The organism is Pseudomonas sp. Pseusp16 (genome assembly GCF_047324915.1).
In the GTDB taxonomy this organism is placed as follows: Bacteria; Pseudomonadota; Gammaproteobacteria; order Pseudomonadales; family Pseudomonadaceae; genus Aquipseudomonas; species Aquipseudomonas fluorescens_CD.
Genome location: NZ_CP168522.1, coordinates 1614149 through 1639351 on the forward strand (window position 1 = coordinate 1614149; position 25203 = coordinate 1639351).

The 25203-nt window shown below is 53.5% G+C and carries 25 protein-coding genes and 4 pseudogenes; 12 read left to right on the forward strand and 17 right to left on the reverse strand.

All coding sequences use genetic code 11. The annotated features are described in order from the left end of the window. Window positions 1-1577: 1577 nt before the first annotated feature. Window positions 1578-2015 (reverse strand): annotated as a pseudogene (locus ACEN8Q_RS07075) (MFS transporter); the annotation flags it as partial. 171 nt (window positions 2016-2186) lie between these two features. Here ACEN8Q_RS07075 and ACEN8Q_RS07080 point away from each other — a divergent pair. From ACEN8Q_RS07080 to ACEN8Q_RS07090, 3 genes are all read left to right on the forward strand, one after another. Next, window positions 2187-2726, forward strand: a complete 540-nt coding sequence (locus ACEN8Q_RS07080) for an MFS transporter (protein WP_413424388.1) — start codon at window positions 2187-2189, stop codon at window positions 2724-2726. Between the two features lie 95 nt (window positions 2727-2821). Beyond that, entirely contained in the window at window positions 2822-3925 is a 1104-nt protein-coding gene (locus ACEN8Q_RS07085) for a GlxA family transcriptional regulator (protein WP_204124316.1), read from the forward strand. A gap of 242 nt (window positions 3926-4167) precedes the next feature. Further along, window positions 4168-4362 (forward strand): hypothetical protein, encoded by a 195-nt coding sequence (locus ACEN8Q_RS07090; protein WP_413704818.1) that lies wholly within the window; start codon window positions 4168-4170, stop codon window positions 4360-4362. A gap of 307 nt (window positions 4363-4669) precedes the next feature. On the opposite strand, the pseudogene ACEN8Q_RS07095 reads toward ACEN8Q_RS07090, so the two are convergent. The 3 genes and pseudogenes from ACEN8Q_RS07095 to ACEN8Q_RS07105 form a co-directional block, all read right to left on the reverse strand. Next, window positions 4670-4846: pseudogene (locus ACEN8Q_RS07095) on the reverse strand (alpha/beta fold hydrolase); the annotation flags it as partial. Window positions 4847-4937: 91 nt separating this feature from the next. After that, window positions 4938-5681, reverse strand: a complete 744-nt coding sequence (locus ACEN8Q_RS07100; protein ID WP_413704819.1) for an SDR family NAD(P)-dependent oxidoreductase — start codon at window positions 5679-5681, stop codon at window positions 4938-4940. Between the two features lie 12 nt (window positions 5682-5693). After that, window positions 5694-6101: a DoxX family protein gene (locus ACEN8Q_RS07105; RefSeq protein ID WP_413704820.1), complete on the reverse strand. Its 408-nt coding sequence runs from the start codon at window positions 6099-6101 to the stop codon at window positions 5694-5696. Window positions 6102-6196: 95 nt separating this feature from the next. On the opposite strand from ACEN8Q_RS07105, the gene ACEN8Q_RS07110 reads away from it, so the two are divergent. After that, window positions 6197-6577, forward strand: a complete 381-nt coding sequence (locus ACEN8Q_RS07110) for a winged helix-turn-helix transcriptional regulator (protein ID WP_413704821.1) — start codon at window positions 6197-6199, stop codon at window positions 6575-6577. A gap of 113 nt (window positions 6578-6690) precedes the next feature. Here the strand turns inward: ACEN8Q_RS07110 and ACEN8Q_RS07115 are convergent, their stop codons facing one another. The 3 genes from ACEN8Q_RS07115 to ACEN8Q_RS07125 all read right to left on the reverse strand — a co-directional run bounded on the left by ACEN8Q_RS07115 (window position 6691) and on the right by ACEN8Q_RS07125 (window position 9580). Beyond that, a complete protein-coding gene (locus ACEN8Q_RS07115) occupies window positions 6691-7227 on the reverse strand; it encodes a cupin (RefSeq protein WP_413704822.1) in 537 nt (178 codons plus the stop codon). Window positions 7228-7614: 387 nt separating this feature from the next. Beyond that, a complete protein-coding gene (locus tag ACEN8Q_RS07120) occupies window positions 7615-8484 on the reverse strand; it encodes an isocitrate lyase/PEP mutase family protein (RefSeq protein ID WP_413704823.1) in 870 nt (289 codons plus the stop codon). Between the two features lie 166 nt (window positions 8485-8650). Continuing rightward, window positions 8651-9580, reverse strand: coding sequence for a LysR substrate-binding domain-containing protein (locus ACEN8Q_RS07125; RefSeq protein ID WP_413704824.1), 930 nt, complete (start codon window positions 9578-9580; stop codon window positions 8651-8653). 229 nt (window positions 9581-9809) lie between these two features. Between ACEN8Q_RS07125 and ACEN8Q_RS07130 the strand changes: the two genes are divergently transcribed. Together ACEN8Q_RS07130 and ACEN8Q_RS07135 are read left to right on the forward strand one after the other, a co-directional pair. Then, window positions 9810-11096, forward strand: a complete 1287-nt coding sequence (locus ACEN8Q_RS07130) for a dicarboxylate/amino acid:cation symporter (RefSeq protein ID WP_413705474.1) — start codon at window positions 9810-9812, stop codon at window positions 11094-11096. A gap of 10 nt (window positions 11097-11106) precedes the next feature. Then, entirely contained in the window at window positions 11107-12627 is a 1521-nt protein-coding gene (locus tag ACEN8Q_RS07135; protein ID WP_413704825.1) for an amino acid racemase, read from the forward strand. Between the two features lie 243 nt (window positions 12628-12870). Here the strand turns inward: ACEN8Q_RS07135 and ACEN8Q_RS07140 are convergent. Both ACEN8Q_RS07140 and ACEN8Q_RS07145 read right to left on the reverse strand, forming a co-directional pair. Further along, window positions 12871-12954: pseudogene (locus ACEN8Q_RS07140) on the reverse strand (AbrB/MazE/SpoVT family DNA-binding domain-containing protein); the annotation flags it as partial. Window positions 12955-13001: 47 nt separating this feature from the next. Then, entirely contained in the window at window positions 13002-13880 is an 879-nt protein-coding gene (locus ACEN8Q_RS07145; RefSeq protein WP_413704826.1) for a LysR family transcriptional regulator, read from the reverse strand. A gap of 146 nt (window positions 13881-14026) precedes the next feature. Here ACEN8Q_RS07145 and ACEN8Q_RS07150 point away from each other — a divergent pair, with 146 nt between their 5' ends. Further along, window positions 14027-14764 carry an AzlC family ABC transporter permease gene (locus tag ACEN8Q_RS07150; RefSeq protein ID WP_413704827.1) on the forward strand — a complete coding sequence of 246 codons (738 nt, stop codon included), beginning with the start codon at window positions 14027-14029 and terminating at the stop codon, window positions 14762-14764. Continuing rightward, window positions 14761-15087: an AzlD domain-containing protein gene (locus ACEN8Q_RS07155; protein WP_413704828.1), complete on the forward strand. Its 327-nt coding sequence runs from the start codon at window positions 14761-14763 to the stop codon at window positions 15085-15087. The genes ACEN8Q_RS07150 and ACEN8Q_RS07155 overlap by 4 nt, the downstream gene beginning before the upstream one ends. Before the next feature lie 114 nt (window positions 15088-15201). On the opposite strand, the gene ACEN8Q_RS07160 is transcribed toward ACEN8Q_RS07155, so the two are convergent. Continuing rightward, window positions 15202-15711, reverse strand: a complete 510-nt coding sequence (locus tag ACEN8Q_RS07160) for an SRPBCC domain-containing protein (protein WP_413704829.1) — start codon at window positions 15709-15711, stop codon at window positions 15202-15204. 84 nt (window positions 15712-15795) lie between these two features. Between ACEN8Q_RS07160 and ACEN8Q_RS07165 the strand changes: the two genes are divergently transcribed. The 4 genes from ACEN8Q_RS07165 to ACEN8Q_RS07180 all read left to right on the forward strand — a co-directional run bounded on the left by ACEN8Q_RS07165 (window position 15796) and on the right by ACEN8Q_RS07180 (window position 18003). Then, the gene (locus ACEN8Q_RS07165) at window positions 15796-16704 is read left to right on the forward strand and encodes a LysR family transcriptional regulator (RefSeq protein ID WP_413704830.1); all 909 of its coding nucleotides are present in this window, start codon (window positions 15796-15798) and stop codon (window positions 16702-16704) included. A gap of 35 nt (window positions 16705-16739) precedes the next feature. After that, complete coding sequence (locus tag ACEN8Q_RS07170) at window positions 16740-17348, forward strand: trimeric intracellular cation channel family protein (protein WP_413704831.1); 609 nt, start codon at window positions 16740-16742, stop codon at window positions 17346-17348. A gap of 101 nt (window positions 17349-17449) precedes the next feature. Continuing rightward, window positions 17450-17821 (forward strand): hypothetical protein, encoded by a 372-nt coding sequence (locus ACEN8Q_RS07175; RefSeq protein WP_413704832.1) that lies wholly within the window; start codon window positions 17450-17452, stop codon window positions 17819-17821. A gap of 2 nt (window positions 17822-17823) precedes the next feature. Further along, entirely contained in the window at window positions 17824-18003 is a 180-nt protein-coding gene (locus ACEN8Q_RS07180; protein WP_413704833.1) for a DUF1289 domain-containing protein, read from the forward strand. A gap of 214 nt (window positions 18004-18217) precedes the next feature. Here the strand turns inward: ACEN8Q_RS07180 and ACEN8Q_RS07185 are convergent, their stop codons facing one another. The 7 genes and pseudogenes from ACEN8Q_RS07185 to ACEN8Q_RS07215 form a co-directional block, all read right to left on the reverse strand. After that, complete coding sequence (locus ACEN8Q_RS07185) at window positions 18218-18676, reverse strand: MarR family winged helix-turn-helix transcriptional regulator (protein ID WP_413704834.1); 459 nt, start codon at window positions 18674-18676, stop codon at window positions 18218-18220. Window positions 18677-18729: 53 nt separating this feature from the next. Beyond that, entirely contained in the window at window positions 18730-19611 is an 882-nt protein-coding gene (locus tag ACEN8Q_RS07190; protein WP_111289261.1) for an NmrA family NAD(P)-binding protein, read from the reverse strand. A gap of 661 nt (window positions 19612-20272) precedes the next feature. Continuing rightward, window positions 20273-20380, reverse strand: a pseudogene (locus tag ACEN8Q_RS07195) (LysE family translocator); the annotation flags it as partial. 144 nt (window positions 20381-20524) lie between these two features. After that, the gene (locus ACEN8Q_RS07200) at window positions 20525-21454 is read right to left on the reverse strand and encodes a DMT family transporter (RefSeq protein ID WP_413704835.1); all 930 of its coding nucleotides are present in this window, start codon (window positions 21452-21454) and stop codon (window positions 20525-20527) included. 282 nt (window positions 21455-21736) lie between these two features. Further along, window positions 21737-22960 carry a DUF3422 domain-containing protein gene (locus ACEN8Q_RS07205; protein WP_413704836.1) on the reverse strand — a complete coding sequence of 408 codons (1224 nt, stop codon included), beginning with the start codon at window positions 22958-22960 and terminating at the stop codon, window positions 21737-21739. A 465-nt stretch (window positions 22961-23425) separates the two neighbouring features. Next, window positions 23426-24064, reverse strand: a complete 639-nt coding sequence (locus tag ACEN8Q_RS07210) for a dimethylsulfonioproprionate lyase family protein (protein ID WP_413704837.1) — start codon at window positions 24062-24064, stop codon at window positions 23426-23428. Window positions 24065-24123: 59 nt separating this feature from the next. Beyond that, window positions 24124-25122, reverse strand: coding sequence for an Ldh family oxidoreductase (locus tag ACEN8Q_RS07215; RefSeq protein ID WP_413704838.1), 999 nt, complete (start codon window positions 25120-25122; stop codon window positions 24124-24126). Between the last annotated feature and the right edge of the window lie 81 nt (window positions 25123-25203).

The following is a 25203-nucleotide window of genomic DNA, read 5'->3' on the forward strand; positions in this document are numbered from 1 at the left end:
GGCCTGAGGGGCTCTGGTGATGTCGAGATTTATGCGTCCAACCAACTGCGTTGCAACCCAATGTTAAGCGCCTCGACTCCAAGCATTGGACTTAACCTAGGGCTACACCCATGAGTTCCATCTGACATTTTAGCTTTTCGCGCCTGCACAGGTGTATGCCTGTCGTCGGAGCCCGCAGTTCTCGGAGAAATCGCGTGAAATTGCCCTAGATTCGCGTGTGCGCGCACCGTATGCGAGTTCGCCTTTCCGTTTGATTTAAGGCGTCTTTTTGGGGGGCGTTTGTTCGTTTACGGCATTACTTACGTCACAGATCCAGCTGCAAACACGTCGCTATGCGAAATCTGCAGCGTTCAGCGTGGAGTTGGTGCCTAGATTTCAAGGTATGCCACACGTGGAAAACACAAACATCCATTGATTCGCATGCAGACGCTGACGGTTTGGCGATGCACACGTTGCGCTCACCAAAACCTGGGTCGATGAAAAGCTCAGTGAAATGCTCGTCCGGTACCGTTGTTAACCACAATTTTGACTTGTTAACCACCGTAGTTAACAAGTCAAAAAACAAGTTTACAGCGTAATAATGAATCTACGTGTTAACCTTGATTTGCCTAGCACGCCTGGGATTTCAAAGCTGCGTAATGCTGTTCGAGCTATGGAGTTTGCCGGTTGGAATGCTTACCTTTACTATCACTTGCACCGCTCTGTCAGCCGCAACTTCCAATTTTTCAACACCCTGCTAGATTAGATTGGACCACGTCAGAGCGGCCTGACGCCGCGTGTCTGGCGAGAGATATGAGCTCTTGAAGATGGTCTACCGCCAATGGGAACGTAATGACCTCTACGTGGAGTCATTAGCTAACTCAACTAAACGGCTATTTAGTTGAGTTAATCCCAAGTGTTCTATGACCAAGGGTCAGATTTATCGCCGGTGTTTTCTTTCCGCATATAGCAAGCCGCGAATAGGCTGACCGGATGGATGCCTGGAGTGCCGCAAAGCTCTTCGAGCTTATCAATCGCAGGACTGGTGCCACCTCGTTCGAGCAGGCTGCGGACACTCCGCATTTGCGCTGACAGAGAACGGAAATGCTAAGCACACGCCAAAACCATTGCTAGCTGCTCGGCATGAGGCCGAAGCGCCTCGTCTGGCTGGTTTCGCTATTAGTATCGAGTACCGACTCCTGTCGCTCAGCCTAAGCAAAGGTGAAAACATGAGCCCGTTAGCAGCATCGCCAGCGACACTTTCTCGCATTTTTAACGAGACAAAACTACCCCTGTAGCGCCTCGCGCTGTCGACCATCTCAAACGTCACCTATCGCCGACGGCGGTCTCATGATGATGGGTGTCTGCCCTCCTCCTTCAACCGAATTTTCACCTTTGGGAATTGACGGAAATTCAGAGCCTTTTATGCCTATGACTATGGCGACGGTGGTAGCGCCATTTATGTCGCCAACTCTTACTACTCTGACTTCAACCTGAAAGATGAGCAGTCCTGGCAAGGGAAACAAGAAAGGCGAATTGCGCGGCGATTGGCAAAAACGCTTGGCGCAATCACGCTGAACCAAGGTTATTGACGATGGCTACCTATTGAGTGATCGATGTTCCAGATAGCGCCCACCGATACTTACGATTAGGTACAGAAGCAACATACCTCCTGCGATACCAAGAGTCGCCGGCGCTCCAAATCGTGCCGCGACCAACCCCGCCAGCATCCCGCCTATAGCCTCAAATCCGAATCGCATGGCGATATAGAATGCGACTACGCGACCACGTAGCGAGCTTGGTGCGCCGCTTTGCAACTGCATATTTGTGCTCACGTTGCTCATCGTGATGCCGAAGCCAAGCAGCACCAATCCAAATAATGCCATCGGCAAGCTTCCGGCGAGGAACACTCCCAGCAGCGCGAAGCCGCAGACAAGCGCTCCGCCATCGGTGAAATATCGCAAACGAGACAGCGATCCACTGAAGGCTAAAATCAGGGTTGCCACGAAAGCACCAGCACCGGCGGCGCCCCATACACGGCGGCCTCGGTGGCCCAGATGGTCTTGCCATCGATGCAGATAGCAATCTCTACATTGCCCATACCGGTTTCGGCTCAATCTGGAAACTATCAAAAGTCGCAGAGCCTCTGCAGCGCATCGTCTCCTGTGCCGGCATCAGCAATACCAACCTGGCGTTCGGTTGCGAGGATGGTCGGTATCGGCATTTGGCTCCCGCAAATCATCAAAAGCCTCGGTATCGCCAGCGGCATGGTAGGACTGGTCGTGGCCCTCCCCTATCTGCTAGGTGCGATTGCCATGACTCTATGGGCTCGCTTGGCCAATCAAAGCCGACTACGCTTACCTTATGTTGTGGGCGCTTTGTCGATGGCTGCTGCGGGGCTTGTCGCTGCGGCATTAATTGAGCATCCAGTTTTGAAGATTGCCTGCCTCTGTTTAACTGTCGCAAGCATCCTTTCCTTCCAAGCGACGTTCTGGGCAATCCCATCAACCTTCCTCACTGGTCGCGCCGCTGCTGGTGGGCTTGCAATGATTGTATCAATCGGCAATCTCGGCGGATTTACGGGCCCCTTCATGATTGGCCTGATCAAAGATGCCACCCATAGCTACTCGATGCCTTTCTTCGCGGTGGCGGCAATACTTTTGGTTGGGACATGCTTGATGGTGTGGCTGGGAGATCCCGCTCGACTAAAGCCAGAGAATCACCAAGTAGCCACTAGCACTGCCTAATTGGGTCAATACCAGTAGCCCGCCATTTGCTGGATGGGTAATAAAAAGAGCCCGCGCCTAGGGCCGCCACTCGCTTTGTGTGAGGAGATACCGCGATGACGACGCTCAACTCCGGGGCCCAGCCCCAGAACCGCACGCCACAATCCATAGGCTTTCTGCTGCTGGATAATTTCACATTGATTTCCCTGGCCTCGGCGGTCGAACCGCTGCGTATGGCCAACCAGCTATCGGGTCGTGAGCTGTATCGCTGGTCTACCCTGACCGTAGATGGCGGTCAGGTGTGGGCCAGTGACGGCCTGCAAATCACCCCCGACGCCGCCATGCACAAGGCCCCGACCCTGGACACTGTGATCGTTTGCGGTGGCATCGCTATTCAACGCACCGTTACCCGTGAGCACATTACTTGGCTGCAGAGCCAGGCGCGTCAGTCCAAGCGCCTCGGCGCGGTGTGCACCGGCAGTTGGGCATTGGCCAGCGCCGGCTTGCTTGATGGATTCGATTGCAGCGTGCACTGGGAATGTCTGGCCGCCATGCAGGAAGCCTTCCCGCGAGTGAACATGAGCACCCGGCTGTTCACCCTCGATCGCAACCGCTTCACCAGCTCCGGCGGCACCGCGCCGCTGGATATGATGCTGCACCTGATCAGTCGCGATCACGGTCGTGAACTGTCGGCGGCGATCTCGGAAATGTTCGTCTACGAGCGCATCCGCAACGAACAAGATCATCAGCGCGTGCCACTCAAGCACATGCTCGGCACCAACCAGCCGAAGCTGCAGGAAATCGTCGCACTGATGGAAGCCAACCTGGAAGAACCGATTGATCTGGATGAGCTGGCCGTCTACGTTTCGGTGTCGCGCCGTCAACTCGAGCGCCTGTTCCAGAAGTACCTGCACTGCTCGCCATCGCGGTACTACTTGAAACTACGCCTGGTTCGTGCACGGCAACTGCTTAAGCAAACGCCGATGTCGATCATCGAAGTGGCGTCTATCTGTGGCTTCGTATCTACACCACACTTTTCCAAGTGCTACCGCGAATACTTCGGTACTCCGCCACGCGACGAGCGCGTTAGCTCCAACACCGCGAAACACGTCGCGATGATTCCGTTGCCGCAAACCCTGGTGCTGTCACCGTTGTCCAGGGCGTTGTCGACGCTCAACGACGCCCGCGACGAATCAACCTTTGCCAGCGTCCGTCTTTAGGTTTTGCATCATGCTGAGCCGAAAACTTATTTTCTTCCCAAAATGCGGAGCGTTGAAGGGTGATGCATCTATAAAACCACTACAGCCGGTCGCACCTAATGTAATAGCTAGCTGGCTTCAAACCTGTGCCTGAGGACAGACTTAAGACAGGATTCGTAGTCGAATTCCATGCTGCGCTGGCAATGGAATTGGAGCCGTGAGATTCGATGAGCAAGGATAGAGAAGGCGGGGAAGGCCGGAGCTTGCTCGTCAAGATCAAGGCAGGCGAGCCATTGATGGAGCTTGCGGTGCAGGCGTTACGCCGCTACCACGAGGCACAAGAAACGCAGTCTGTGAAGGACGTGGAGAAGCTACGCCTCGAAGCGGAGGCGTTGTTCGCGGCTGTTCACGAGTATCAACGCCAAGCCCTCGGCGGGCCTAAACCTCAGTTGCATTGAACGAAATCCCGGAGAGCAATCAAGGCAGTATTCGACACGGCCCCAATCGGCGCCGGAATATCGCTGACTTGGCCAACTTTACCTCCCTCCTCCGCCACCCTGCCGACCGACCACGATCCTCAACCTTTAATGTCGTGACGCAGTCCTACAGCCCGGTAACGTGTCGCGTATCGACATGATCTAGAAGCACCGCTTTGATACCATTTCATGATGTTCTCTTCCCATCAGGGAAACAGGGAGACCATAGACCCCCGGCAGGGCCAACCTCCGGGGTTTTGCTTTTCTTCCCCCACCCCGCGTCATAGTCTTAACTGCGGTTCAGCTCTTCGACCAACACCTTGTTAAAACTGGCCGGATCTGACATCTGTGGCACATGGCCTTTGCCTGCAAACTCGATCAACCTCGCTCCCGGAATCAACTTGGCTGCCTACTTCCCAAGGACACGGTAGTAACCGATCTTCGCCTTGATATCAGGCGGGGCAATGAAGCAGTACTCCGCATAAAAAAGGGCCGTAACCGTTCGGGTACCTGTCGCGAACAGGACAGACTTTGCGCTCCCGGCTAGGACGTGACGGTCAGCGTGCGCTGTCGATGATTTGGCCACCGTCTGGTGTCAGGCTGTACCCCGTCAGAAATTGTGCATCCTTGCTGGCGAGGAACAGGACGACCGGCGCAATGTCCTCTTCGGGTGATCCATAACGGCCAAGTGCGTTAGTGGGTGCAGGCACATCGGCTGCAGCCCCCCAAGTGTCAGCGACCGGCATGACATTGTTTACCGTGATCTTGTCAGCGCCCCACTCCCTTGCCGCCGAGCGGGTCAAGGCACGTACCGCCTCCTTCGCCATGTTGTATGGGGCATAACCCTGCAGGCCAATGACACCGGCCAACGATGCAAAGTTGATGACCCTACCTTCCCCGCTGGCTTTGAGGTGGGGGTAGCAGGCTTGCATCGTCCGTAGATAGGCAATCGGCCCCATCTCTAGATTGCGTTGCAATTGCTCGACCGTCAGATCGATAACCGATGAAAAGACGACTGAGGGGTCGAAGGCATTGTTCACAAGAATGTCGATCCGGCCATATTTAGCCACGACCTGTTCAACGGCGTGTTTGATTTGATCCGGATCGGCGATATCACAGACTACGCCGAGGGCGATACCACCCGCTGCCTTGATCTCAGCAACGACGCCAGCAACATTTTCAGCCGTCCGTGAAACGACCGCCACTTTTGCGCCGTCTCTTGCAAAAAGCTTGGCAGTAGCGCGGCCAATACCACGGCCGGCCCCAGTGACGATGGCTACTTTTCCATTGAGTCGAGACATGTTGATCTCCAGTTATCTAGGGGTTTCTTGATGTGCCGTTATTACTTGCCCGTAGGGTGAAGACACGTCACGAGCAGCGTTTTGGGTGAAGAAAGAAGCGACCAACAACACCAGGCAAATAGCCGCCGGCAAGGCACCACGAGGCTTGCGGACATTGATGTGTGCTAATGCCGAGAGCAGCAGGTGATAAAGCATGCCGGCGTAAGCGAGGTCGCTAAGTGGCACGTTGATGCGCAACAGAATCGCGGCCACCGCCAGGATCTTCACTGCAATTAGGATCGGCACGAGATAGGCGGGATAGCCGAGGTCGGCGAATGCTTGACGAACCCAGTCTCTTTTAACCAGGTACATCGTCGCCGAGGCCAGATACAACAACGACAGCAATGTTGTACTGATCCAATAAATGTAGTTTTCGATCATGAAGTTTTCCTAAGCAAGCGTTAATGCGTCGACTTAGGTCAAAGATGTCGCCTAATATGAAAAGCTACAAGTAGGATGAAAAAGTGGTGCTTAGTATGGAAAACCAGACTATTGATGACGATCAGATCAACATGCACGAGGAAATGCGTCGTGCATTTGCGCTCCTCTCAGGCAAGTGGAAGCTGGAAATCATGTGGTTGTTGAACCAGCGAATCTATCGCTTCGGAGAACTTCGCAAGGCGATCAGCGGCATCACGCAGCACATGCTGACAGCACAACTTCGTGAGCTCGAAAACGATGGCCTGGTGTCGCGAACAGTCTTCGCGGAAGTGCCCCCGCGCGTCGAATATGAGATGACGGCAAAGGCCCGTGCGCTCGGGCCAACGATGGAGGCACTTGCGTTGTGGTGGAGCGAGTACGGGAAAAGCGTGCCGGTAAAGCCAAACTCGCGCGGTCGCAAACTTAAAAGCGGTTAAGCATTGAGTGTTGTCGCCCGATTAACCTTCAAAACGTTCCAGGCAGGTATCCACTTATCGCAGCAGATAGCTGCGTTACCACCCTGCTCGACCTAGCCTCAATTCGAAAGGTACTACTGCATGTAGCGGTCAACCCAGTATTTACGTACGGCGCCATGCACGCGTTGCACCGGGTCTTGATTTGGAAACGGCAGCTCGTAGATCCTCTCCAGTTGCGACTTGTTTGGTGCCTCGCGGCATATGTCTGCGTGCTGTCCCGGCGGGTAAGCGCCGACCACCAGAAAGTCGTCGCTGGAGTCCAAGTTGCAGTGACCTGTGCCGGCGGGTAGTAGCAACGCATCTCCTGCCCTGACTTCAACCACAAAGCCATCAGGGCCGCCTAGCATCAAGCGGGCGTGGCCACTGGCGATGCCAAGCACCTCGTGCCCTTCAGTATGATAATGGTGATAGCCGTATACCCCGTCACGCCATTGCGGTGGCCAGCCATTAGCGCTGAAGGTTTCCTCTAACTGTGAAGCCAAATCGATGCGCCGACTTACAATCGCGTTGAGGTATATGAGTACAGGTAGGCGCGGGTTATTGGGAACCCAGCCATTGTGTTCAAGCATCAGTATTTGCATAGAAACTGCCCCAGCTTGTGACCCAAACATTGGAAGATCTCCGTAGCTTAACAACGCTCGCTGTCTGCAATTGCCAGTCGGTTGCACCCACCAGTGAATCCACAAACGATGGCGATTTTTTAAGACAGACAGCTACTGGCTAGAAGCGCTCATTCGCTTTTTGTGGCTCGAAAAATACTTCGCTACCCGTGCTCAGAGCTAATGAGCAAGGCGAAAACACTTAGCGCTTCGAGCGCGTTTTTGAGAAGAAAAAAGCTTCCAGATCGCTCCGGAAGCAAACTGCTGAATACGCAACCGAGGGTGACCAAACCGCATGAGTGCGACTGCTCTTCTCGGCACGCAAATCATGCTTGCGGATTCAAGCAGGAGGAAACCTGTAGGCAGAAAAACGGGTAAAAGCTGATCGAGAGATTTGCATCACTCCTGAACATCCATGAAGTCCCTGGCCCAATTCAAATATGTTTCCGGCAACGTGTAGGTATAGGCCAGTTCGGTAGCGCTTAAGTTTGATGTGCTGCGAGTGAGCTGGCGCTGTTCACGAAGGCAGTCGTAGGTCGCTTTAATGGAGGCGAAATATGCACCATGACCTGAAACAATGATTCGTACACCTAGCTTGGCTAGCCGTTCGTTGTCGTTGAGTCTTGGGTTTCCGTAAGTGACCAACATCAGTGGAATCGTGACGTGCTCCGCGATCTGTTCGAGGTGCGCAAAATCTTGTACGCCAACAATACAAATGCCATCCGCGCCGGCCCGTTGATAAGCGCGCGTTCGGTGAATGACCTCATGCACTGGTAGGGCTGATGCGTTGGTTCGAGCAGTAATCGAAAGCTCTGGGTCAACGCGTGCTTCCAGTGCAGCACGCACTTTGCCTACGCCCTCTTCAGTGCTGATGAGGTCTGTTGATTTACAGCCGAATTGAGCCGGAAGGAAGGTGTCTTCAATCGTGAGTGCCGCTATTCCTGCGCGTTCCAACTCCTGAACCGTGCGCATGACGTTGAGTGCATTTCCGTAACCGTGATCAGCGTCAGCGATGACGGGCAACTGCGCCACACGGCCTATTCTGGCCGCTTGTTCGACAAATTCAGACAGGGTAATGAGTGCGAAGTCTGGTGCAGCCAGAACCTGCAGAGATGCGACTGATCCCCCCAGAATACCCACTTCAAACCCGAGATCGGCGGCAATGCGTGCTGACATCGGATCAAACACTGAAGCCGTCTGGAAACAGTTACTGGATGCCAGCAGCTCGCGAAACGAACGGCGTAATGCTTGGTGGGAAACTCTGGACATGATCGCTCCTCACTGTGGCCGTCATCGTGTGAACGATCAGTGCCAACTCAAAAGTGCGGCGAGACTATCACGCAAAAAATAGCGGGTGATGACGTTTCAGAATGACCCGATGCGCAGACGTCATTACCCATACTTGAGGGATGATTTTCGAGCCTGGGAGCTTCGATCAACTGGCTGTTTTGCCATGGAGATCGCGGGAAGCGCCTTCCAGGGTTTTCCATAAGTTACGCATCGTAGGGTTCTCATTCGTGATGGAGCAGTAGGAGCGTATCTCCAGTCGCGTGCTCCATTCATCACCACCCGCTTTCACCAACTGACCTCGTTGAAGCTCGTCTATGACAGCGCTTTGTGGCAACCATGCCACCCCATAACCCTCGACAGCCATTCGCATCAGTAGCATCGTCATGTCCGCCTCGTAGCACCGCTCCAACATGCATGCAGTCGGGCCATTCTTTATGACGATGTCGGCAACACGGCCTAGAAAAGTCGTAGCTGTATAAGCGAGGTGAGGAACTGATTTGCTGGAGGTGCCCGGTAAGGGATACAGCGGATTCCCATCGCTGTTAGGTGCGCACACAGGGATAAACGCGTCATGACCCAAGGTCAAACTCCCGAACTTTTCCGAATCGAGAAGAATGGGCGCCAAGGGGTGATGATAGACAATCATCAGATCACAACTACCTTCCTCCAGAGATATGACCGCGTCGTGGATGTTGGCGGCAACGACCCGCGCATTGAATTGCTCATTGTGCTGCTGAAATTGCTTCAGCCATTTCGGCAGGAATGTCATCGACAGACTGTGGCCGGCAGTGACCTGGATGGATCGCCCTGGCATCCGCTCTACCTCGCGAAGGCTTGAGCGCAGCCTCATTAACCCCGCTAATGCCTCGCGACTTTCTTCACAAAATGTGCGGCCAGCAGAGGTCAGTTGGACAGGATAGGTGCCACGATCCACCAACTCCGCACCTACCCATTCTTCAAGTGACTTTATACGCCTCGACAAAGCCGACTGGGTCACACAGCGAACCTCCGCAGCCCGAGAAAAATTCTTCCACTCCGCGACCGCCAGAAGATCATCCAGCCATTTGATTTGCATACCGACACCTCATGCCCCGAATGAGCAGTTTACTGCGACCTAGTCAGGAAAAAGCAGCGGTTTCGAAAACTATTCCAAATGCGCATGAGGCTATCTGGATTACTCATCACGCCTTTCCAAGCCCGACCCTAGAATCGAAAACGTTGGTGCGAGGCCACAGAGCTTCGACCGAATGACACTTGTCTCCTGCCAAGTAAAAAAAGCAAAAAAACCACTTGAGGACAGCTCCGTGAAGAAAAATAAACTTCCGCGTCGGATCGCAATTGGCATCGCCTTAGGCGTGCTTGTAGGTTGGGCGTGCCACCACTTCGCAGGGAGCGAACAAAGCGCCAAAGAGATCGCGTCTTACTTCTCGATGGTCACCGACATATTTTTACGCATGATCAAGATGATCATCGCTCCTCTGGTGTTCGCCACCTTGGTCGGCGGCATTGCCAGCATGGGAAACTCCCGCTCCGTTGGGCGCATTGGCCTGCGAGCCATGACCTGGTTCGTCACCGCTTCGGTGATATCGCTGGCAATCGGCATGGGCCTGGTGAACCTGTTCCAACCCGGCGCAGGACTGAACATGGAGGTCGTCCAGCATGCGGCGAGCCCCGTGGTGAACACCGGGGATTTCAGCCTCAAGGTTTTCATCAGTCACGTGTTTCCCCGCAGCATTGCTGAAGCAATGGCCAACAACGAAATCCTGCAAATCGTGGTGTTCTCGTTGTTCTTCGGGTTTGCCTTGGCGGGTGTGAAGCGAGCGGGTTACACAACGATTGTCGATGGCATCGAAGAGCTGGCCAAGGTGATGTTCAAGGTCACGGACTTCGTCATGGCCTTCGCGCCAATCGGCGTTTTCGCAGCCATCGCATCGGCGATCACCACTCAAGGTCTTGGCTTGATAGTCGACTACGGAAAGCTGATTGCCGAGTTCTACTTGGGCATTGTGATTCTGTGGTGCGTGTTGTTCTCTGCCGGCTACCTGTTCCTGGGGCGCTCAGTGTTTACCTTGGGCAAGCTCATCCGCGAACCTGTTCTGTTGGCATTTTCCACTGCCAGTAGCGAGTCCGCATACCCGAAAACCATGGAGGCACTGGAGAAGTTTGGTGCGCCGAAACGCGTATCAAGCTTCGTTCTACCGTTGGGGTACTCATTCAACCTTGATGGCTCGATGATGTATCAAGCGTTCGCCATCATGTTCATTGCTCAGGCCTACAACGTCGACCTGAGCTTCACACAGCAACTGCTCATCTTGCTGACGCTGATGATCACCAGCAAGGGAATGGCGGGTGTAGCCCGAGCATCGGTGGTTGTGGTGGCGGCTACGTTACCCATGTTCAATCTTCCCGAAGCCGGCATTTTGCTGATCCTTGGCATTGACCAATTCCTTGATATGGCCAGGACTGCCACCAACGTCGTTGGCAATAGCATCGCGACGGCTGTGGTTGCCAAATCAGAACCACATGAAGAAGCTGAAGACGTGCCCGGCACTGAGTCTCCGCTCCCAATTCATACTGCAGCCACCGCGTGAGAACCTAACCATGAAAGGTAAATCGAAGCCGTCCAGCGAGTCATCGTTTTCTCGCAAACTAGGTATCGTCGGCGGGCTTGGCTCACTGGCCGGCGGCGATCTTTTCTACAAGTTGGTGAAGTCCAGAGCTGTTCTGGAGGATCAAGGTCGCTATCACTTCCTGTTTGAGCAACACCCCTTCAAAGACGTCCTGATGCCCCTAGATCGGGGCGCCAGCATGACCTCCAGGAAGTTCTATGTTTTCCAGGTTTGTCAGACGTTCGAGGCAAACGAAGTCAATGCAGTCTTACTGCCTTGTTTTGCCAGTCACACCTTTCGTGAGGAGATCCAGGAGGAAATTGGCATACCCGTTCTGGATATGATGGCTGCGTTACGCAAGCACGTGGATCATGTCGCTGAACCTGGTACAACACTGGGCATCATCGCGTCCGACTATGTCAGGCACTCCGGGTTGTTTGAGCGCTATTTCGGGACTGATTTCAAGCTCGTTTATCCAAACGATAACGAACAATCTGGATTGATGGACGCCATGTACGGGGTTAACGGTATTAAAGATGGGTACCTTGACGGGGTGCCGCTGGAGTGTGTTTATCAGGCGTGTATTTCGCTTCAGGATCAAGGGGCCACAATCATCCTGCCTGGCATGACTGAGCTCTCGTTGGTCTGCGGTGATCTTCAACGGCGTGGGTTGACTGTCCTGGATATCAACGAGATTTATGCCACTTTCGCAACTTTGGAGAAAGGCCAGTCGACCCGTCCGCCATTTAAGCTTGGGATCGTGGGTGGAGTGGGGCCAGCGGCAACGGTCGACTTTATGGGTAAGGTCGTTGCGCATACACCGGCAGGTCGAGATCAAGAACACATCAAAATGGTGGTCGAACAAAACCCCCAGATACCTGATCGCACAGCCAACCTGCTGTATGACGAAACCGACCCGACGATGGCGATGTACGCAACATGCAAACGACTCGAGAGTGCTGGAGCCAACGCCATAGCGATTCCGTGCAATACAGCTCACGCATTTGTTGAGCGCATCCAGGCGCACCTACGTGTGCCTATTGTGAACATGCTGACAGAGACGGTAGAGGCTATCGTGCAGAGGTACGGCGCTGGCAAAACCGTAGGGCTGCTAGCGACCTCCGGAACAATTAAAAGTCAGGTGTATCACGAGGCTGCTCGACGAGTTGGATTGCAAATAATTGCCCCTGGTGTCGATTACCAAGCGTTGGTGATGGAGTCAATTTACGGAGACAACGGAATCAAGGCGGGTTTCACAGACGGCATCTGCAAAGACCAGTTACTGACCGCTGCAGAGCACCTGTGTGAACTGGGTGCCGATGTGCTCATCCTGGGGTGCACAGAGCTACCCCTGGTGCTCGAACATAGCGAATCCTACATGATCAAAAATCATGAGGTTGCATTGGTCGATCCGACAACCATTTTGGCATTCAAGTGCATTGAGCTTGCCCGAGAAAATACGCAAAAGCCAAGTCAGCCAGTTGGCTTTTCGACTACGGAAAACCAACTCTAGAATCAACGTCCGCTGATCAATAAAAGGCCCTTCTCGGGCCTTTTTTTACTCAAAACAAGATCACTTAGTCAGCCAAGACTCAATGGTCGCGGGGAATATGACGCTTGCAGTGCTCATGACACCGGAGTGACCATACCGATCTTGATATCAGTGAACACAAAAAAATCACTTCGCCCCTTTTGAAAGAGCGCCGTTCATATGGCTGCTCCAGTGCTCCACCAACTCATCCGTGCGATCAGGAATTCACGAGCTCTTACTGAGCACGATGCAACGAGTGGTACCTACGTACTCTTCAATTAGGTAAAGAGAGTCTCCAACATCAACTCCCTCTCCATGGAGAGGGTTTGTGCATAGGTGTCGGCGCGACTCAGTCTCTATGCCAGCTGCATTAATGTTTCTTCCACTTCAGTCACCATCTTATTGCCCTTGGCGCCTGGCAGCTTCCAGGCCGCGATGACCATACCAAGTGGTATCGATTGATCAATCGGCGCAACAAGCTCTCCACTGTCCAGATACCGTTGGATAAGGCTGCGGCGGCCAATCAGTACCCCTGCCGCCAGCAAGGCCTGCTGCACGGCGATGGAGTACAAGGAAAAACCGGGCCCACGGGCTACGAACTTCTGACCGGGCATGACTGAGCGAGTCCATATCTCCCAGTCACTCCATCCAACATCCGCAATACACCGGACATTGGCAAGGTCATCAGGTTGGGTGATCTGTGACGCCAGCGCAGGTACGCAGACCGGTAGTACTTCCTCGACGGCAAGCATGCGCTGTCCGCGTTCCAGTTGCTCGGTGTAGAACAGGCACAGGTCGAACGGGCTGCGTTTAAGGTTGGGAGGCTCATCGACTGCAGTGACCGATATTTCAATTGGCGCCAGGATTTCGGTGAGGCGGGGAAGTCGCGGCCCAATCCACAATTCCGCCAACGCGGGGGAAGTGACGATATGTACCCGCTGTGGTGCAGAGAGCCGCCGAAGGGTTCGAGCGGCTTCCTCCACGGCATCGAATGCCTCGATGAATTGCTCCTTCATGCTCTCGCCAAGCGCCGTGAGCCTGACACCCTTTGCATGGCGCTCGAACAAGGCTGCGCCATATTCGTTTTCCAGGGCCTTGACCTGTGCTGCGATAGCGCCTGGCGTCACCTTCAACTCATTGGCCGCCCTGGCGAAGCCGCCAAGACGGGCAGACGCCTCGAATGCGCGTAGAGCGTTGAGTTGCAATGTGTGCCTTATGGGCGAGTCCAGGTACATGTCGTGAGCCTCATTTTTTCTAGGCCTAATATTTCAGAAATCTGCCGTTGTTCCCAGTTGGCCCGAGCTTTATTTTGATCAGGCCTTCCTTGCTGACGCGAGTCGCAACGCGCAGCCATCAGTCTGATCACTTTCAAGGAATTCAAATGAACTATCGAAGTGGGACACATGCGTTCATGCACGGTGCTCACACCGCTTCCCCGCTCACCACCGGGGTCATTCCTTTCGGCTTGATCGCTGGTGTCAGCGCTGCCGGGATGGGGATGTCACTCACCACCACCATGGGCATGACGCTGCTTTTCTATTCCGGCTCAGCGCAGATAGCGGTACTGCAGTTACTGCAAAATGGTGCCTTGCCAGTGACCATGGTGATCACCGCACTGGTGATCAATCTTCGCTTTCTGATGTACAGCGCATCGCTGGCGCCTCACCTGCACCACTTGCCCCGGCGCAAGACCTGGCCTCTCTCCTATCTGCTCGCCGACCAGGTTTTCGCACTGTTCAGCCTGAGATCGGCCTCTGGCGAACTGGGGCGGTACGCTTTTCACTACTATGTCGGGGCGGCGATCACGATGTGGCTCGGCTGGACGCTTGCGGTGCTGGCGGGAGTCATCCTGGGCGCGCGTATCCCCGAGGCCTGGTCATTGGGCTTCGCGATTCCGCTGTCATTTCTGGCGCTGCTGATCCCTAGCATTCGTAGTGCTGCAACGCTCTGTGCCGCCGTAGCGGGAGGCACGCTGGCGGTGCTGGCAGTCGATTTACCCTACAACCTGGGCATGCTGACGGCATCCCTTGGCGGGGTCATCGCCGGGCTTACCGTCGAGCTCCTGCGAAAAGACCTGGATACCGCACGCGGCAATGACGCCGAACAGGAGACATCATGAGTGAGCTCTCCCAGTGGGGCCTGTTCCTGTTGATCGGCGCCGGCACCTTCGCTATTCGCCTGTCGTTTATCGAGCTTTATGGAAGCTTGCGCATTCCATCGTTGCTGCGCCGTGCCTTGCTGTACGTGCCGGCGAGCGTGTTGGCCGCGCTGGTCTTGCCGGCGGTGGTGTACCCGGATCGACAGGCGGCGTTCGACTGGAGCAACCCGCAAATTCCCGCCGCCATCCTGGCAGGCCTGGTTGCCTGGCGAACCAAAAGCACCTTGCTCACGCTGGTGGTCGGTTTGGGAGCATTGTGGGCACTGAAAAACTTGGGTGCCTAGCAATCTATTGATTGTTCCGTCGCGTAACCGTGTGTACTCAACAGACGATTGAACACGTCCATAAACGCCTGTCAGGCGTGAGCCGAGCCCAGCCGTTGCCACGATTGGACTCGGTCACTGGTTAGCTAAGCGCGCAGCACCGACCAGCTCGTCCAGCCAATCCTGGTGACCGTTGATCATCGGGTTTGGCTTGGCCCTGGCCAGCTCTTCAGCGGGTTTACCCTTCTGGGTTTCTTGGGTGAGGATGCGCACTCGACCGTCAGACAAATCTTCAATCAGCCAGGCATGGTGAACGTCCAGTCGTGCATCACCCTCACCTGCCCAACCGTGCCATGCAATCCGTCCTGGCTGGCCGTTGATTGGCGGTACGTGCTCGGTACATTGCGCCTCAACTGGAAAACCGAAGGTCTCAAAGTAGAAACGTACACTGTCTTCTAACTCAGGCCCTTTGCCGTCATAGAAACGAATGTTCGCCGAGTTGGCGTAGTACCTCGGCCATTGGGGCGCGTTGCTCAGCAACGGCCAAATATCGGCAGCACTCAGACCAGCGACGATGGTTTCGTTGGAGACAAAGTTCTCGGTAAATCCAGGGATGTAGCCTTCAGGCCAGAAAATCTCGTTCATGTTCGGGGCTCGGTGCAATGGACTGACGCAATAGTCGGTGCTAGCTTGAAATAACGCCAATCGTCATATTTTATTCAGAGCATCATGAATCCTGATATCAGGCACCTCGACTTCAATCTCCTTAAGGCCCTGAACGCATTGCTTGATGAGCGCAGCGTCACTCGCGCTGCCGAGCGACTGAACCTCACCCAGCCGGCGGTCAGCGGAATGCTCACTCGCCTGCGCGAAAGCTTTGATGACCCGTTATTTGTGCGAGCGCAGCGAGGCATCGTGCCGACCCTAAGAGCACAGCAACTGGCGTTGCCTGTTAAACAACTGCTCAGTGATATTGAGCAAATTTTGCAGCCGCAAGCCTTTGATCCAGTCACTGCCAGCATGACGCTCACAATCGCGTCTACCGACTACGCCTTGCGTGCCGTCGTAGTGCCTTTCCTGAGTGCGTTAAGAGTGCAGGCACCGAACATTCGGGTCGCCGTGCAGCCCGTCGACAATCAAAACCTACCCAGTCAGCTGGATCGTGGGGATGTCGACTGGGCGCTGGTGACGCCTGACAGCACTGCGGCGGGTCTTCACGCGGCGAAGTTGTTCGATGAACGCTATGTCTGCGTGATGCGCGCCGATCATCCCGACGCTGTCGGTGAGACCTTGGCGTTGGATCGTTTTTGCGCCCTTGATCACGCGCTTGTCTCCTCCTCTGGAGGGGCCTTCCAAGGAGTAACTGATCAGGCGCTCGCTCGAATTGGCAGGTCGCGGCGAGTGACCGTCTCGGTGACCAATTTCCTGGTACTTCCTGAGATTCTGATGGCCAGTGATCTGATCGCTGTCGTGCCGCGTCGCCTGGCGACGAAATCCAATGATCTCGTCATGCTTGAGCCACCTATAGATATTCCAGGTTTCAGCAAGACAGTGGCCTGGCACGAACGCACTCATCATGACCCCGGTCATAAGTGGTTACGATCACTGCTGATCGACACCTGCAAGACACTCGACTGATGGCATTGAACACTGACCTGAGAAAGGAATAGAAGATGCTCTATTTTCAGGAAATGCTAGGTATTGCCGTGTTTTCAATAACCGGTGTGTTGGCTATCCAAAAAGCCGATGTCGATTTGTTCGGTGCTGTGGTGCTTGGCATCATCACCGCTATTGGTGGCGGCACCCTACGAGATCTGCTGCTGGATCTACCGATCTTCTGGATTGCAGATTTCAATTACATTTGGGCTGCTTTGGTTGCCGCACTGCTGGCGTTTTTTCTGACCCAACGATTACAACGACGTTACAGCCTGCTGCTCTATCTTGATGGTTTGGCGGCTGCCCTGTTTGGGCTGGCAGCTACTGAGAAAGTACTGGATTTGCAGCTCGCCGCACCTTTGGCAGTGATGATGGGCGTGCTGACCAGTATTGGAGGCGGTATAGCACGCGATGTCCTGGCAGGAAGAGTTTCACTGTTGATGTCACGTGAGATATACGCCACGCCAATCTTGTTGGGGTGCACCCTCTACGTCGTGCTGCGCAACATATTCCCGTCGGTCTGGGTCGCCGGTTGGATTGCTTTGATCTTCACCTTCGGCCTGAGGTTTTTAGCCATTTACCTGCATCTTCAAATGCCAGCGATTTTCTCTACCAAGCAGGGTTAATTGTTGGCTGATTTCGTGAACAAGCTTGAGTCCTTTTGCTGCTTTCCCCCTACAAACGGTGCAAAGTGCTTCCCATTTTTTCCTCTCCAAAGGAGCCCGCTATGACCTTGGGCAAACGTGAACTTGCTCGGATCGAGCGCCGTTTAGTTACAACGCTGACCGATGCCTGCGAGACCGCAAAAGGTGAAATCAAAGGCTTCACCTGGCTCACCCACACAGCTGACTTGAACGCCCTTGCTCAAACACTGAAGGTGACTTGGGTGTTCGAAACGTTGACCGAAAAAAAGCTTGCCCAAGCTAGCGCGAAAGAGCGGATTTTCGAGCTGACAGCTATCGCGTTGATCGAGGCAAACATCGATGTGAAGCCTTCAGATCACACTGTCCGATTCGACTCTGAGGAGGAGTGCCAACGCACTCATGGTGGCGATTGGCAGAAGCGCCTTGCGCAGTCACGCGTGACCCAGGGTTATTGACGATGGCTAAAGAAATTGAAAATCCATGCATTTCGGTTTGCCAGTTGAGCGCCGATCTGTGTGTGAGCTGCGGGCGCAGCAAGGAAGACATCAGGAAGTGGAAACGCATGAAGCGGCCTGAAAAAATGGCCGCTGTGCAAAGGGCGAATGTGCGTTTGAAGAGTCTAAAGAAAGCACACTGATAGTCATCTGTCCTAGATAACCGCTTTGGCTCGGTAACTGCCTTTCCGACAGCCAAGCGCGGAGGTATCGACCCTGAAGTTCTCGATCCGAAGGGATGCCTAAACTGGATAGCGCTCGGTGCTCTCAAATTCAGCTCACTGTCTCTGTAAGCTGGATGGGCGCCTTGTTGCTTGCACGGCGTAGAAGCTGGATCTCGAGGTGCCCAGAAGCAATTCACTCATCAGGTATCCCACTCATATCACCGACTTTCACTTGGGCCAGATCCTTCCGGAGCGAAGCCACGTTTTCAGTGCCATTCAATTGCTCGAACTGACGCTGGGCTTCCTGCCAGAGAGGAGCGGTTTTTTGGAACAGTCTCCTGCCCTCCTCGGTCAGCGCTGCGAGGCGACTTCTACCATCGGAGGGTGAGGGACTGATTGAGATCAATCCCCCTTTCTCCAGGAAACCCGCCATTTTCCCCATTGCCGTGCGCTCGATGTCGAGTCGTTCGGCAAGGGTATTGATGCCAGCGCTCCCCATCTCGTGAAGAGCGGCCAGGGTCAGGTATTGGGTGATGCGCAGTCCTGAGGGTTCAAGCTGCGCATCGTAGAAGCGAGTGATCTGCCGACTCGCCTTCCTGATTGCGGAACAATTGCATTGGTCGATCCCTAACGGTTGGCTAACCGGCAGCATGTGCGTATTTCCTCGTGACTACAGATGATTACTTCAAGTGCCCGGCAGGCTAGTTACGCATAGGCATCCCGGTATTTTTCGATGAACGCCTGCACGGACAAGGCAGGTGTACCGGTGATCTTTTCAACGACGTCATTCACACCGGCAAAAACGCCGACCTGGTAATCCTGTGCGACCTCAACCAGATGTTGTGTCAAAGCGGCCGGGAACTGGTACTCGTGCGTCATCTTACGCTCGAACTCTACGATCGATGTCGGGGCGTATTCGATTTTCGCCCCTAGCACCTCACTCATGGCTGCGGCGATTTCGCTCTGACTCATCTCGACCGGGCCGTGCAAAGTGTAAATTTTGCCCCCATGCCCCGCCGGGTTGGCCAGGATATGAGCAATCACTCGCCCTTGATCATCGGTGGCAATGGGCGCGTGACGGCCGTTTCCAAAGGGGAATTCGATTTTCTTATTGGCCCAGATTTCCTTGGCGAAATGAGGGTATGCCAGCCAGTCCGCAAAGAACGTTGGACGCAGATGAGTTGTCGGTACGCCCGACCAGTCGAAGACACGCTCAGAGATCCAGTGATCCTGTGCCAGATGACTCTTGGACTCACGCCGCGCGGAAATCTGCGACATGTTCACGATCGCCTCTACCCCAGCCTCTTTCGCGGCCTGGGCAAAATACGCCGCACCTTCGATGATTCCCGATGCCAGCGGAAAAAGGAAATAGGCCGAACGGATACCTTCCATCGCAGCGCGAATGTCATCGATATTGGTGAAATCACCGATGGCAATCTCGACGCCACGCGCCCTCAACGCGGCGGCTCGCTCATCGTCCTTGCGTACATATGCGCGGACACGTTTACCCAATTTGAGCAATTCATCGATGGTAGCCCCACCGGTACGCCCCGTTGCACCACTTACAAGAATTTCAGCTGCGCTCATGATCTTGGCTCTCTCGATTAGCGGGAGCAAATGTCCCTGGAAGATTAAAATAGGAGCATATGCCCCTATGTGATTTAATTTACGAGCACATGCTCCTACTGTCAACGTGTGTGGACGACCGCTCAGCGGATGGAGGGAAGTTCATTTGCCAAGCAAGGGTGACTTCTACCGAGATTTTTTCCTGTCTCCGGATACGCGGACACGCTTCCATGGCAAAGCTCACGAAACCAGTCGCCCCGCCTGCAGATGCCAGGCAGAAGCGGGTTGTCATATTGGGCCTGCCACCGGTGGACGCGCTCGACGTGATCGGGCCGGCAGAAGTATTCGCGTGGGCGAATCAAATGGCTGACGGAGGAATGGCCCCATAAGTACTTGAACTGGTCTGCTCATCTCCTGACGCGTACCTGGAGAGCGAAACAGGTTTTGAATTCAATGGGCTCAGCACCCTTGAGCAGGAGTGTCGTTCGAACAAACCCATCGATACCCTACTGGTAGCCGCATCGCTGTATTTACCGGTGCGCTGGTTCGCCGCACTGAAGGCTCGTCGCCGCGATATCGGCTGGCTCAATATTTCTGATCGGCAGCGCCACGCTGGTAACCGCCGTGATGATATCCATCCTCGGCTCCGTCGGTTCTGTCGGACTGGTTGGCCGCCCTACTCTTACGCAGCCTGTCGACGCATGGTCAGGATGGCTGCTCCGAAGCAGATGAAGGTCGATCCCACCACACGGCTGACCCATCGTGGTAGCTCTGGCCGGCTCAACACGCCTTAGGCCCGAGAAGGGACTGGCGAACTCGTCACATGTCACTCGGCCCCGTGCTCATTTCACTCCCTCAATACCGTGACGGTGGAAAGCCGCAAGCCGGAACTGTTGATCTGGTGGGGTTGAACTCGGCTGCAAGGTGCCGGTTTTCAAGTCTTCGATTTGATCGCGTAGATGCCCCCGATAATCACTAAGGCCGCTCCAATTACCGTCCAGGTATCAGGCAGCTCACCGAAAATGATCAGGCCTATCAACGTGGCGAAAACTAAAAGCGTGTAGTTGAAGGGCTGCAGGGTTGCAGCAGTGGCGTACTTCAGCGCTTGAATAAGGAAAAGTTGCGCTATTACCCCGGTCAATGACAGCACGCCCATTAATATCCCCTGCATGGGAGTGGGTGTGACCCATCCAGGCAATCCCACAATCGTGACTGCTATTGCTCCAAAGCCCGCCATGTAAAACATGTTTGTCGCGAAGGTGTCGTTCTGGCTGATTTTGCGCGTTAGCACATTGAATACCGCGAACCCCAATGCGGACAGCAGTGGAATCAAGGCTGCAAGCTCGAAGACGCCGGCACCAGGGCGCAGGATTATCAGCGTGCCGGAGAAACCAATAGCGGCAGCAATCCAACGACGAAGCCCTATGAATTCCCCAAGGAAGGCCCCCGCCAATCCCAGGGTCATCAGGGGAAATACGGCGTAGAGCGCATGCATCTCTGCTAGCCCTAAATATCGCAGGCCAATCCCGAATAACGCTATTTCACCCACGCCTATCAGCGCGCGCATGATTTGAAGCCAAGGGTGCCTGCTGTGCAAAGACTCCTTGATGCTCCCTTGGTAAGCCGCATATCCGAGTGCGAAAATGACGAACACCCAGTACCGCACCATGACCAGTTGCGCTACCGGAAGGTCTTTGACAAGTACCTTGGTGACCCCGTCCTGGCTGGCGAAAATCAGCATTGAAAGGAGGCATAAAATAATGCCGAACTGAGGTCTAGTGGCTTGCGATGCAATTACTGCACTTGGCATGGCGAACGGCTTAGCAATCCTTTCTTGATCACCCTTCAACTGCATCTTCGTCATGCCTGTCTCCCTTTGCCCTTGTTCATGCAAAAAATGCATCGCCTACTAGCCACAGCAGGTTTCAGCCGATTTCATCTGCGTCGACGCAAATCGAATTGCGGTGACATGCGACCAACGTCATCCAGCCAAAAACTGCGGAACCCATGGAGCACGCCGACTCTCGAATACTTGGGGCACCTCAATTAAGCAACTTTTGCCGGCTTCCCGCGGCATCGAAAAAGCATTTGACCATTCCCTAACCTACGAAAATCTGAAAAAGGAAAAAAAGTCTAATCGTCTGCGTTAGTGTTCTTTGGCTTTCTTAATTCTGGTCACAATCAACAGCAGTATTCCAAAAGCGATCGGAGCCATGGTCAACATGGCTTTGCGCTCTGAAATTTCTATACCCAGTACGTGCAGCGCGGAGTAGCAAAGCTTAAGTAGGCTCAACAGGTAGTAGGTTATGGCAATAATTGAAAGCCCTTCGACGGCTCTCTGGATTTTTACTTGCGCATCGGCGCGTGAGTTGAGGCTCTTAAGAATTTCCGAGTTTTGCTCTTCCATCTCAACTTGCACACGCGCCTGCAGCAGATCGCCCAGGTTGACCACACTCTTTGCCAATTGATCCAAACGTTGCTCGGTGACAGCGCAGTACCTGACCGTAGGTTTGAAGCGCCGTTCAATGAAGACACCAAGCCTCTGACAACCACCAACATGACTCTCTCTCAGTTCTCCCAGTCGCTCAAAAACTAGCTGTGCATATGCTTGGGTCGCGCTGAAACGGTGACGGGTTTTGGCCTTGAGACTAACAACCTGAGCTGATAACGAAGCAATGTCAGCAAGCAGATTTTTTGCACTCGTTGCATCTAGACTCGTATTGAGCTCTGAAAGACGTACCAGTGTTCTTTCAAATGTAGTGAGCTGATTGCCGAGTTCTTTAGCGGTTGGCAACGCGAGAGAAGCCATCATGCGATAAGTCTCAATTTCGAGCAGTCGTCGAATCATTCTCCCTTGACGGTAAGCATTTAATCCTTTGTTAATGAAAAGAAATCTATTTGTACCTTCGGGGCACAGTTTAAAATCGCTCCAAACAATTGCATCTGAACCACCGATGCACGATCCGCTAGGGTCTTTGAAACCGTAACTGGAAATATCGCCCTTCCAAGACTCCTCAGATCGCACAATTATCTGAACTGAGTTGATGAGTAGTGATAAGTAGGGCTGGGCTAGGTCTTCAAGCTCTTTGGGTAATGAAGCCCAAAAAAGCTCGTTGGTGGCTGAGGTAACGACCTCCGTGAGAGTGAAAAACTCAGCGTGGCGCTCCCATTTCAGCGGATGGCCATTGACGACAACGATGCCCTGAGCGGCACCCGCATCAATAGCCACAGGTGAAAGTCTCTCCAATAGCGAATTGCACTCTTTTTCTTCTCCCAAAAAGGCTAGATGAAAAACATGAGCGGGCTCATCGAAGTACAATGATGGTCGTGCATGTAACTCATTGTGCAAGTATTGTCTTTGAGAATGCATGATGTTTAGACCTGATCAACACGAATATTAAACGGCACTCTTATCTTCTCGAATGACAAGTCAAACACCAAATACTGATTTAGCCATACCATCAGATATAAACCAAGGATGCCGTCCATGAAACGTCGATGGCAACCAAACTAAACTCTCAGAAGCACCTGTCTTGCCTAAGTCGTAGCGCGATGCTATGACGCAACGAATCCTTTTCCAGAAGATCTATATCTACTATATCTTCAATTCCTGCCCCAGCCTCGACCTTCTCAATCAACTCTAAAATGGCTTTCTTCATGAACCAATGGGATGAGCGATCCAGACTTGTGGATACTGTTTTTAGTCTCGCCCTAGTTCCTGCATCCAATTTGATTCCAAGAGTTGTAGTCGACATATTTGTGCTCTCCAAACATACTTCACTGCGCCACTCACTCAATGCTACTGTACGGTAAAGCTATATGGCTTACCGTGCAGCTAATGAATCAACCCCCACAGAGCAAGAAGTGGAGTATCTGTTGATCTCATTGCATGGAGGGATGATGGAGGGTTGAATACCAACCCACCTGCCCCTGGGCTCCACCAACCGATATCTTCTCTAAACCACTCGCCCTGCGATAGGACAAGATAGAACTCAGCTGGCGGGTGATGATGAAATGGATAACTGGTAAAAGGCGCCATTAGCGCCATACCTAATGTTAAAGTTTCGCACTCAAACATCCCTCCTGCACCAGTGATAATCGCATGGCGATGCATCTCTACAAACGTATTCTCCTGGCCAGGCTTGGCTTCACGTTTCATCCAATTAGCATGAGGCAAAATAATGCCTAACGAATCTAACACACACCCAAAATGTTCATTTATCCTTGGCGCAAGGTTAAGGGCCTGAGCTAAGTGAGGTGTCAGAGACTCAGGTAGCTTTTCTGAAGCCTTCAATGTCTCTAAGGTTCTCCACTGCGCCGAAATCAGGGACTTAGCACATGCATCTGCCGAGGCCAGCGCCATGTCAGAAACAGCTATACCATTTAATAAAATCTTATGAAGAGCTTGTAGAAGTAGCTGCCCACTCAAAGATACATCATGATCCGCAGATAGCACGTCAGCATTGTCAGTCATTGCTTTCTACCTTTTCAAAATCATGTCGTTATGACCGCTGGCAGTAGTTCTAAAGCAGATTACATACTGCTTAACTGTTCTAGCAAATCCAAAGGAAGTCTGATCCCACCGTTTTTCGAATCAATCGATGAGTGTTGGCGCTCTAATCCTGGCCTATGGACTCCCATTTCAGTCAATCGAGCCAATTGACTTGCTAGTCGGCTCTCGAATCCTGATGAAAAAAAATTCGGTGCGATAGCTAGAATCAGTAGACCGCAACCTGGTGTCTGAGAGCCTTGGTGGAAAGCCGGTGAGTCAATAGACCAGTTAACGCCTGTTAGACCTGCAGCCAAGACCTCAACCATGAGTATCAAATTAGCTCCGCGGTAACCACCAAAAGGAAGAAGCGCACCACCTAAAGCCTCCAAAGCGTTGCGTGTTGCATTCCCATGCCGATCCACAGCCCATCCATCAGGGATGTCGCTACCCGTCGACGCGGCATGGGCGACATTTACAAATGCAGTTGCGCTACTCGCTTGGTCAAACATTAGGGGTATACCGTCCGCCGTCGGTGCTGCAAATGACAGCGGATTGGTAGAATAGGTCTTGCCCTTAGCATCGGGAACTGCGACGAGCGCTGGGCCATTCGCGACTGCCAAAGCAATCAGCCCGGCCTTGGCCAGGCGAATGGTGTAATCGCCTAACTCACCACTCGTAAAGCTATTGAACTGACTCAACACAGCCATTCCATTTTCGTGTGCGGAGTAACATAACGAGTCAAAACACCGATCTACGCCTAGTTGCGCGATCCCCCCTCGGGCATCTGATCTGAAGATTATTGAGCTAGAGGAAGAAATTCTTGGTTCAGCTCGCGGATCAATTCGACCAGACGAGAATCCGGACAAATAATCAGCTAAGTGACGAAAACCCACAGCGTCGTTACCGCGCCCTTGTGCAGCGACCACTGCTCTGGCAAGCGTATCGGCTACTGCCTGCGAACAACCCTTTGATTCGCAGAGATGCTTCACCCAGGAAACAGCTTCCTCGATTGTAAAGCGATGATCGGTTGCTGTTTTCAAAGGATTTCGCCTATACGGTTTATTCCATGCTGCCTGGGCCCTTAGTTTTCCTTCAAGGACACCAGGCTGCGGAGTAGCTAC